This is a genomic window from Solidesulfovibrio alcoholivorans DSM 5433, assembly GCF_000702665.1.
GTDB lineage: Bacteria > Desulfobacterota > Desulfovibrionia > Desulfovibrionales > Desulfovibrionaceae > Solidesulfovibrio > Solidesulfovibrio alcoholivorans.
In genome coordinates this window covers 58,060-67,065 of record NZ_JNJA01000002.1, presented here as the reverse complement: position 1 = coordinate 67,065, position 9,006 = coordinate 58,060, and the positions used below count along the sequence as shown (strand labels likewise).

Annotated in this window: 11 protein-coding genes and 1 tRNA gene; 3 read left to right on the top strand and 9 right to left on the bottom strand. The window is 67.6% G+C overall.

From position 1 onward, the window contains the following. Positions 1–2: 2 nt before the first annotated feature. From Q368_RS0103570 to Q368_RS22915, 5 genes are read right to left on the bottom strand one after another with little or no spacing between them, the layout of a single operon-like run. Positions 3–440 carry a hypothetical protein gene (locus Q368_RS0103570; RefSeq protein ID WP_043784992.1) on the bottom strand — a complete coding sequence of 146 codons (438 nt, stop codon included), beginning with the start codon at positions 438–440 and terminating at the stop codon, positions 3–5. Positions 441–461: 21 nt separating this feature from the next. Next, positions 462–1,268, bottom strand: coding sequence for a cytochrome b/b6 domain-containing protein (locus Q368_RS0103565; RefSeq protein WP_029457357.1), 807 nt, complete (start codon positions 1,266–1,268; stop codon positions 462–464). Next, positions 1,265–2,269 carry an FAD binding domain-containing protein gene (locus Q368_RS0103560; protein WP_029457356.1) on the bottom strand — a complete coding sequence of 335 codons (1,005 nt, stop codon included), beginning with the start codon at positions 2,267–2,269 and terminating at the stop codon, positions 1,265–1,267. Before Q368_RS0103560 ends, Q368_RS0103565 begins: the two co-directional genes overlap by 4 nt. Before the next feature lie 38 nt (positions 2,270–2,307). Next, positions 2,308–4,797 carry a xanthine dehydrogenase family protein molybdopterin-binding subunit gene (locus Q368_RS0103555; RefSeq protein WP_029457355.1) on the bottom strand — a complete coding sequence of 830 codons (2,490 nt, stop codon included), beginning with the start codon at positions 4,795–4,797 and terminating at the stop codon, positions 2,308–2,310. 3 nt (positions 4,798–4,800) lie between these two features. Then, the gene (locus Q368_RS22915) at positions 4,801–5,388 is read right to left on the bottom strand and encodes a (2Fe-2S)-binding protein (protein ID WP_084158666.1); all 588 of its coding nucleotides are present in this window, start codon (positions 5,386–5,388) and stop codon (positions 4,801–4,803) included. Positions 5,389–5,911: 523 nt separating this feature from the next. On the opposite strand from Q368_RS22915, the gene Q368_RS0103545 reads away from it, so the two are divergent. Together Q368_RS0103545 and Q368_RS26575 are read left to right on the top strand one after the other, a co-directional pair. Further along, on the top strand, positions 5,912–6,187 hold the full coding sequence (locus tag Q368_RS0103545; protein ID WP_245611277.1) for a nucleotidyltransferase domain-containing protein: 276 nt from the start codon (positions 5,912–5,914) through the stop codon (positions 6,185–6,187). A 16-nt stretch (positions 6,188–6,203) separates the two neighbouring features. After that, positions 6,204–6,344, top strand: a complete 141-nt coding sequence (locus tag Q368_RS26575) for a hypothetical protein (RefSeq protein WP_169740587.1) — start codon at positions 6,204–6,206, stop codon at positions 6,342–6,344. 17 nt (positions 6,345–6,361) lie between these two features. Here Q368_RS26575 and Q368_RS0103535 read toward each other — a convergent pair whose 3' ends face one another. Both Q368_RS0103535 and Q368_RS0103530 read right to left on the bottom strand, forming a co-directional pair. Then, positions 6,362–6,670 carry a hypothetical protein gene (locus tag Q368_RS0103535; protein ID WP_029457352.1) on the bottom strand — a complete coding sequence of 103 codons (309 nt, stop codon included), beginning with the start codon at positions 6,668–6,670 and terminating at the stop codon, positions 6,362–6,364. A 194-nt stretch (positions 6,671–6,864) separates the two neighbouring features. Beyond that, positions 6,865–6,940, bottom strand: a tRNA-Phe gene (locus Q368_RS0103530). Positions 6,941–7,187: 247 nt separating this feature from the next. On the opposite strand from Q368_RS0103530, the gene Q368_RS0103525 reads away from it, so the two are divergent. Beyond that, a complete protein-coding gene (locus Q368_RS0103525; protein WP_029457351.1) occupies positions 7,188–7,622 on the top strand; it encodes a hypothetical protein in 435 nt (144 codons plus the stop codon). Positions 7,623–7,726: 104 nt separating this feature from the next. Here the strand turns inward: Q368_RS0103525 and Q368_RS0103520 are convergent, their stop codons facing one another. After that, entirely contained in the window at positions 7,727–8,149 is a 423-nt protein-coding gene (locus Q368_RS0103520; RefSeq protein WP_029457350.1) for a YraN family protein, read from the bottom strand. Positions 8,150–8,289: 140 nt separating this feature from the next. Further along, positions 8,290–8,916 carry a ribonuclease HII gene (locus Q368_RS0103515; protein ID WP_029457349.1) on the bottom strand — a complete coding sequence of 209 codons (627 nt, stop codon included), beginning with the start codon at positions 8,914–8,916 and terminating at the stop codon, positions 8,290–8,292. Positions 8,917–9,006: the final 90 nt, after the last annotated feature.

The following is a 9,006-nucleotide window of genomic DNA, read 5'->3' as shown; positions in this document are numbered from 1 at the left end:
GGTCAAGCGGCCGGGACCGGTTCCGCGTGGGGTGCATCGGCCTCCTGCCGGCCCAAAACCGCATCGAGCAGGAAGACGTCCGTCAACAGCGTGCGCACATGGTGCGAAGCGTTGAGGTTGTCGACGAGCTGGGAGGAGATGCGCGGCTGTGCGAGCACGAGTCGCATGGCGGACAGCGCCTTGCGCACGTCCGCGTCCAGGACGTCGAGAAAGTCCTTGTAGGCCTGCCCGGGTTCGCAACCAAGAGCCACGACCGTTGTGGCATAGGCTTCCGGCAGCCCGGATGCGGCGTCCACGGCCCGGGAGAGCAGTGCGCGCAATTGTCCGCCGCTGCGGCTTTCCCGGTCATCGGCAACGCCCTGGGCGGCATAGGCCAGCATGAACTCGTAACATTCCTCGATGGCGTCGCAACGCGCGGCGATAGCGGCAAACTCCGTCATGGGTGCTGTCTCCGTGGGGCCTTATTTCACGGCCCGGATTCCGACGCGCCAGCGCGCGGGATCGTGGTGGGAAAGGTAGAAGTCGCGGTCCATGGAACCGGTGAACATGGCCTTGGTGATGGCGCGCTTTTCGGGCCGCACCGCAAAATAGACGTGGATGAGGACCAGGGCGACAAGGGACAGTCCGGCCAGCCCGTGCAGGGCGTAGACCACGCCCCAGCCGCCGTCGCCAAAAAACCGGTAGGGATCGCGGAGCATCAGGTCCGTGCGCACCCGGGTCAGCATGCACGCGCCGGTAACGGCCATGGTAAGCCCGAGGACCACCAGGGCGAGGTGGTAGAGCTTGTTGCCGAGCGGGTATTTGCCCGGCCGCACCGGCGCGGCCGTCCCCGACAGGCTGCGCAGCTCGGCCAAGTCGGCCGGCGCGGGCCAGATGGCCCGGAAGTCCATGCAGCACAGGGCGTGGGCGATGTGGAAGACGATGGCTGCGACGAGAATGCTTCCGGCCAGGACGTGCAGGCCCAGCCAGTCGAAACGCAGCCCGGCCTTGGGCAGGAAGGCCGTGGCCAGAAGCGTCAGCATGCACGCGGCCATCAGCCAGTGGAAAAGACGCGCCGGCAGCGAGTGCCGCGCGATGCGCGCCGGGTAGCGCGACGCGTCCTCGGGCGAGACGGCCGGGGCCGGGGCGTGGGGACGCAGCCGCGCCCACGCGGCGTGGCCCAGGACGAAGACGACGCCCGCGGCCAGGGAGTACCACAAGAGCTGCCAGGCCGCGTGCAGGATGACGGGCTGCCCCAAGGGGGAAGCGCCCCATGTGACGAGGTTCATGCCGCCTCCTTGCCGAGGATGGCGCGTTTGACCAGATTGCGGACAAGCGTCACCTTGTAGGCGTTGTGGGTGAGGGGAACGGCCCCGTCGGCGGCGATTTTCTCCGCTGCCGCGGCGGCGTCGCGCGGCGTCTTGCCGGCCACGGCCGCCTCCGCCCCGTGCAGCCGCCAGGGCTTGGCCGCCACGGCGCTCAGCACGAACCGGGCCTGCTCGATGCGCTCCCCGCGTGTGCGTATGACCGCCGCGATGCCGACCAACGGGAAATCCCAGACCGGCCGGTCGCGGACCTTCTCGAAATAGTGTGTCGCCCCGGCCCAGGTCGGGGGCAGACGGATTTCCGTCAGGATGTCGCCGGGCCCCAACACGTTGAGCCGGGTGATGTCGTCAGCCGGGCCGACGAAAAAGTCCTCGGCCGCGACCGTCCGCGTCCCCCCGCCGTTTCGGATGACAAACCGCGCGTCCAGGGCGACCAGGGCCGGCGCGGTGTCCGACGGCGACACGGCCACGCAGCGGCTGGCCCCGAAAATGGCGTGCTCGCGGTTCATGCCCTCCGGGGTGTCGGCGTAGCAGAGGTTGCCGCCGGCCCGGTAGCATTGAAAGCCGCCGCGGTAATACCAGCAGCGGGCGTCCTGGGAGGCGTTGCCGCCAAGCGTCCCCTGGTTGCGGATCTGCGGCGAGGCCACTTCCCCGGCCGCCACGGCCAGCACGCCGAAGCGTTCGCGCAGCAGCGGGTGGCCGGCCACCTCGGTGAGCGTCGTCAGGGAGCCGAGGACGACGTCTCCGTTCGGGGTCTGCGACACGCCTCGCAGGGCGTCGATGCGGCCAAGGTCGATGACCGCCCCGGGCAGTATGCTGCGGTCCTTGAACCGTTCCAGGCTGTCCAGGCCGCCGGCCAGCACCCAGGCGTTCGCGCCGAAGCGTCCGGCCAGGGCCAGGGCGTCCTCGATGCTTGCGGGCTGGTAGAGGGCAAACGGCGGCATGCCGTCACGTACGATCGCCATGGTATGCTCCTGCCGCTTTATTCCTGCGACTTGCGTGTTCAAACATTGGCCGCGAGACCGTCCACGGGCAGCCGGGTTCCGGGGGTCACGGCGGCGAGGACCGCGTCGGCCATGACCGGGGCGCGCAGGAACGCGTCCTCGCCCAGGGCGTCGGCCAGGGCGCACAGCACGGCCGCACAGGCCGCGCCGGTGGGCGGTTCGCCGATGCCGCGCGCGCCGACCGGCGTTTGCGGGTCGGGAATGCCGACCGCGCCCCAACTGCTCTTTTCCGGGACGCTCAGGATGGTCGGCGGCCGGGTCTGGTAGAAGCGCCTGGACACGGGCAGGCCATAGTGGAGGTCATAAAACCATTTCTGCGTGGTGGCATGGCCGATGCCGAGCATGGAACGGCCGAAGACCTGGCCGCCAAAGGCCCGCGGATGGACGATGCGGCCGGAGTCGGCCTGCACGTGGAAGTCGACCAGCCGGTACATGCCGGTCTCGATGTCCACGGCGACCTCGGCGAACGTGGCGACATAGGAAAAGGTCTGTCCGTCGCGGCCGAAGGTGTCCTTGGCCACGGCCACGAGGCCCTGGCCGGCCAGTGCGGCCACGGAAGCCTTGGTCAGCTTGTGCACGTCGTCCGGACACTCGTGGCCGTCGTACGCCCCGCCGAGGGCGATGGCCTGCCTGGCCGCCTCGGCGAAGCTCATTTCCTGTCCCGTCGCGGCCCGGAAGACCCGGCCGCCTCCGACCGTATAGTCCTCGGGGTTGCCGCCGAGCGTTTTGGCCGCGATCTCCCCGAGCTTGCGTTTGGCGTCAAGGCTGGCCGCCAGGGCGGCCCGGGACATGGCGTGGATGGTCTGGCTGCCGCCGGAAACGCAGCTCCAGCCCAGATGCTTCCCGGTATCGCCCCAGAGGATCTCGCAGGCTTCCCAGGGCACGTCCAGGGCGTCGGCCACCACGCGTTGCACGTCGGAAAACGATTCCGTACCGAGGTTGCCGACGCCGGAATGGATGCGCAGGCGGCCTTCGGGCGTGATGACGAACAGGCCGTCGAAACCGATGGTGCCGGCCACGAAACAGCCCGTGGCCACGCCGATGCCGTGCCGCAGCGACCCCTGCGGCGCGGGACGGTTGCGGCGCGCCTGCCAGTCGAAGGCTTTCGCCCCCTGGTCGAGGGCCTCCTTGACGAAGGCGCTGGTGGCCGTATTCCGGCTGCCATCAGGTTCGGGAGGCCCGACCGGCGCCCGGCCTTCGGGGGAATTGATGCGGCACACGGCCAAAGGATCGAGCCCGAGGCGGCGGGCGGCCTTGGCCAGGACCGGCCCCATGAAGGCCTGGGCCTGCAGCCCCCCGGGCGACGTCTGCGCGCCCCGGGTCGGCGTGTTGGTAAGCACGCTTACGCCGCGCCAGCGCATGGCCTGGGGCTGGTAGAGCAGCGAAGCCATGCGCCCGCTGCTGCGGGCGTCGAACTGCTCCTCATAGGGGCCGTTGTCCATGACCACGAGCATATCCAGGGCCGTGAGCCGCCCCTGCCTGGAAAACCCCGCCCGCATGCGCCCGATCAGGCTCGGGCGGGCCCGGCCGACAGCTTGCTCGTCTTCGCGGGTGATGCGCATCATGACCGGGGCCTTGGCCTTTTTGGCCAGAAGCGCCGGGATGATGACCACGATGGAGGCCGTGATCTTGCCGCCGAATCCCCCGCCCGTGTATTCGCTGACGAAAACGATGTCGCTTGGGTCCATGTGCATCCAGCGGGCGATGGCGGGCACGGTCTGGATGGTGCTCTGGGTGCCGGCTGCGAGATGGAGCTTGCCGTTTTCCCACCAGGCCAGGGTCGAACGGGTCTCGAGCGCCTGATGGCTGACGTTGGGCGTGACGAAGGTTTCGTCGAGGACGAGGTCGGCCTTTTTTAGCCCCGCTTCGACGTCGCCGTAAGACCAATCCCCGGGTGTTTTGCCCATGGGCAGTTGGCCGGGTCCGGCGGCCGCGAAATCGCTTCGGGTCCATTTGCATTCGCCGACCGCCGCTTGCGGCGTACCTTTCCCGGGCGGCAGCCAGGCGTTGCCGCCGAGGCGGGCGTTGGGGCCGTCGGGGCGCAGGCTGTCCAGCGGATCGACGACGAAGGGCAGCGGCTCGAAGTCGATCTCGACGGCCTCGAGGGCGGCCACCGCGGTCGCCTCGTCCACGGCCGCCACGGCCAGGATGGGTTCGCCCTGGTAAAGCGGCTCCATGGTCAGGGCCGGTTCGGCCCAGGGGCTTGCCTTGATGACCTCGCCCCTGTCGGTGACGCTGTCGGCCGGCTTCGGCAGTTCGTCCGCGGTGAGGATGGCCCGCACCCCGGGCAGGGCCAGGGCGGCCCGCGTGTCCAGGCGCGTGACCTTGGCGTGGGGCATGGGGCTTGTGAGCAGCCGGCACACGAGCATGCCTTCGGCGCGGAAATCGTCGGCGTAGCGGGCCTGGCCGGTCAGCTTGGCGCGCAGGTCGGGCGTGACGTAATCGCGCCCGGTCAGCTTTGGGGTGAAAAGGGCGTCGTATGCGGCCATGGCCTAGCCCTCCCTCATGTACGCGGCCCCGCGCATGAGGCCGGTGAGGATCTTGTCGTAATCCTGGCAGCGGCAGAGGTTGCCCGAGATGCCGTGGGCCAGTTCCTGCCGCGTCGGCGCGGGATTGGTTTTGAGATAGCCGAGCGTGGCCAGAAGAAACCCCGGCGCGCAGTAGCCGCACTGGAAGGCCTGTTCCTCGAGGGCTCCCCGCTGCAGGGGATGGAGTGTCCCGTCGGCCCGGGCCAGCCCTTCGACGGTCAGGATTTTCCGGCCCCGGACGCTGTGCGTGAGGAGCGAGCAGGAGTATTGGGGCACGTCGTCGATCAGCACGGTGCAGGCCCCGCATTCGGCCCGGTCGCAGCCGATCTTGAGCCCCGTGAGCCCGAGTTTGCCACGCAGCGTCTGGGCCAGCGTTTCATTGGGCATGACGTCCACCCGGCGCTGCTGGCCGTTGACGTTCAAGGTGAGGAGCCGTTCCACGCCGCCAGACGTGGCCTTGGGCCCGGCCCCGGCCGGCCCCGCGAAAAGCGAGCCCGAAAACGAGACCACTCCCGCGGCGATCACGCTTTTGATGAACTGGCGTCGGGTCATGCCCCCGGGCCTGTTCGCTCCGGTTTCACAATCGCACATCACAACCTCGTTTCTCCGCAAAGTGTTCCATCAGGGTACGAGGATCTCGCCCGGGCTCCGGGAACGGACGCGACAGGCCGCAGTCCCGAGAACCGAAGAGAAATCACTCAAGCTCTCCTTTACGTGATCCCGAAAAACGCGGATAGCACGATCCTCTTCAATATTTGCCTGATTCATGCAAATCGGCCGCCGACGGCACGCACATCCGCCAGGGGCCTCCCCCGCCGCTCGTGGCGGTCGGCGACGAGGGGTGGGGAGCGGCACGATTCCACTCCGGGCCGCCTGAGCAATCGCCACCTCAAGCGCGCGGGAATTTTCATTATGTTGACGGATACCCCCCGCGGTCGGGCGAACCGGCACGGAGGAGGGTGTTCGGTGGGACCATGCACGGGGACAGGGGCTGGGGGCAGCCTCCACGGGCCGGCCTTCCCTTCCCCGTGGGCCTGGGCTATTTTCAGCCCAAGCCCGGGACCTCGGCCGGGTAGTGGTTCCATCCATGGCGGCCTTCTTTCTCCACAAGCTGCTGGTGGCCTCGGAACGCCGCAAGGAAGACAAGCGCCTCAAGGATTACCGGCAGGTCGAAGCCGTGGCCAAGGCCATCTTGTCCGATCCCGCCGTGGTCGAGGACGTGAAGCGCATCGCGGACGGGCTGCAGAAGAAATGGGTGAAGGAGCTGGTTGCCTCGGCCAGTAAAGCCGATGGGGACCTCGACACCACGCTTGCCGTTCTGCGGCGGGCGGGAATCATTGGCGGCGTATAGCCCCGGCAGGACCACCATGGACCAATCCGACGCACTCCACCTCATCTATCTTGCCTTGGTCCTCGCGGCCATCGTCGCCATGCGCTGGTGGCCCGGCATCAATCACCGCAAGTTCGACTGGCGGCTGTTCAAGGGCAAGGGGCGCAAAAAGGATTAAACCAACATTTCCCCGGCCTAGGGCCTTGCCCGGGTGTCGAAGCCGTAGCCGCAAACCCCGCCGCACCGGGCCACGTCATCGATATCCTTCTGGTCGAGGGGAAACAGACGGCAGGCCTTGGGCCGGCATTTGCCGTACACGCGGCACAAATGGTCCCGGGTCAGCATCGGGCAAGCGATGGTGAAGTGGCAGCATGTCCCGCACTGGTGGCAGTCCCCCTGGCGGTCGCGCAGTTGCCGGGCCACGTAGCCCTTGCGGAAGTGGACCGCGAAAAGTCGCCTGACCTTGCCGATGAAGATCTGTGTTTCGTGTTTGATCGTTGCCATGATCGTTCCTCGAAATTCAAACAAATTTCCCTGCCACCTAACACGGGATTGCCGCCACTTTCCATCCCTGCGGGCCTGGGCTATTTTCACCTCAGTTCATTCCCCAGAACCTTCAACAGCGGGACCAGGGCGGGACCAAATGAGCCAAAAGAAAAAGGGCCTACAGTCTTTCAACTGTAAGCCCTTGATTTCTATGGTGCCGAGGGACAGAATTGAACTGCCGACACGGGGATTTTCAGTCCCCTGCTCTACCGACTGAGCTACCTCGGCGCGGCGAGAGACGGTATTTATCCCACGCCCCTGGGCTTGGCAACCTTTTTTTTGGAGTTCCCCATGCCAAGAAGCGATTTTGTTTTTTCCCTTCTCGGGCTATCCTTCTATCTCTTTGTCCTGTTCTACCTCTAGCAGGCGGTTCGCGAAGCGTGTTTCCACCTTGCGCACAGCCACTCCAACTAGCCAAATTCCCTTAAATAATACTGCTGTATTCATTAAGGGACGCCACACGAGGAGAGCCGACATGTCCGAACTCGACGCCTTCATCGCCGACTGGCAAGACGACCCCAACGGGGTCAAGGCCGCTTTCCTGCGCCTCAAAAAAGTGCTCGAAAGCCTCAATGAAGCCACCGTCAGCTTCGTCCCGCGCCCGCCCGCAAGCTACAGCCTGCGCGCCGAACCCCCGCGTGGACGCCCCGTTATCACCATGGTCGACGTGGCCGCCCTCGACGGGGAACGCTTCCTGTCCGTGTGCTTCTACGCCGACACCATCACCGACCCCGACGAGCGCGGCGACCTCATCCCCGGCGGCCTGCTCTCCAAGGACGGCTACTGCTTCGACCTCGATTCCGGCGACGACGCCGACGTCAGCTACGTCGAAGCCCGCATTTTCGAGGCCGCCGCTTCGTTCTCCCTCTCGGAAGACGACTCCTGCGCCGAAGTCGACGTCAACGATTAAGCGCCGCCCTGGCGCGTGCCCGCAAAAAAACGCCCCGTGGAGTCCCGAAGGACCGAGGGGCGTTTTTTGCGGCGGCATGCCGGGACACGGCGTGCGTTGCGCCCCTACCCAGGCTGGTAGAAATTCCCCGTGCCCATGCCGTCCTCCAGTACGAAGGCATCGGGCAGATGCGTGGCCGTCAGCGCCTTTCCCGAGGCGACCACGGTCACCACGTCGAAGCGGCACGGCCGGTCCCACAAGTCGCGCTCGGACAAAAACGCCGCAGCCGCGCGCACGAGCCGCCCGCGCTTGGCCGCCGTCACGGCCTGATCCGGCCGGGCGAGGCTTCCCGCGCCGCGCGTCTTGACCTCGACGAACACCAGCGTCCCGCCGTCCTGACAGACAAGGTCCACCTCGCCACTGCGCGTGCGGTAGTTGCGCGCAAGCACCGTAAAGCCCTTGCCGGCGAGCAGCGTCTCGGCCGCCGCCTCGCCCGCGCGTCCGAGGCGGAGATGCGGCGCTGTGGGCGACGGTGAAGGCGGGGTCATGGGGACGCCTCCGGCGGCCAGGAGGGGCGTGGCCCCTCCTGGGCCTCTCCGCCGGGGGGGATCATCCCCCCCGGCCCCCCTGGAAGGGACAAAAAGATGCTCTGCTGTGGCGCCAGAGGATCGGGGACGTCGCCCATAGACTAGAGCCCGGGTAGTCCCAGTTGACGGGAGGTTTCGGGCAGGACGCCGCGAAAGGTCAGGCGGTGGATGGGGCACGGGCCAAGGCGCGAGAGGGCCGCGAGATGGGCCGCCGCGCCGTAGCCTTTGTGCGAGGCGAAGCCGTAGCCGGGATAGCGGCGCTCGAAAACGACCATGAGCTTGTCGCGGCTGGTCTTGGCGAGAATCGAGGCCGCGGAAACGGCCGGCACGCTGGCGTCGCCGCCGACGACCGCCTTCTGGCGGGGCGCGGCGGACAGGATGGCCAGATGCGCGGCCGGAATGCACTTGTTGCCGTCGATGACGAGCGCACCCGGAGGCGCCCCAAGCGCCCGCACGGCCCGGGCCATGGCCGCGAACGTGGCTTGCAGGATGTTGATGCGGTCGATTTCCGCCGGCCAGGCCATGCCCACGGCCCAGGCGACGGCCTGTGCCTTGATCGCCGGAGCGAGCGTCTCGCGCCTTGCGGCGGAGAGCTTCTTGGAGTCCGTCAGATAGGGCAGGTCGTAGGTCTCGGGCAGGATGACCGCTCCTGCCACCACCGGCCCGGCCAGGCAGCCGCGCCCGGCCTCGTCCACGCCGGCCGTCAGGAAGAGATCATTTTCGGACATGACAAAAGACGGCCGCGCCTGTCCGGCCGGGTAAGCGGCGACGGACAGGCGACGGCCGGGAAAAGGAGTCCGCGAAGGTCCACGGCGAAA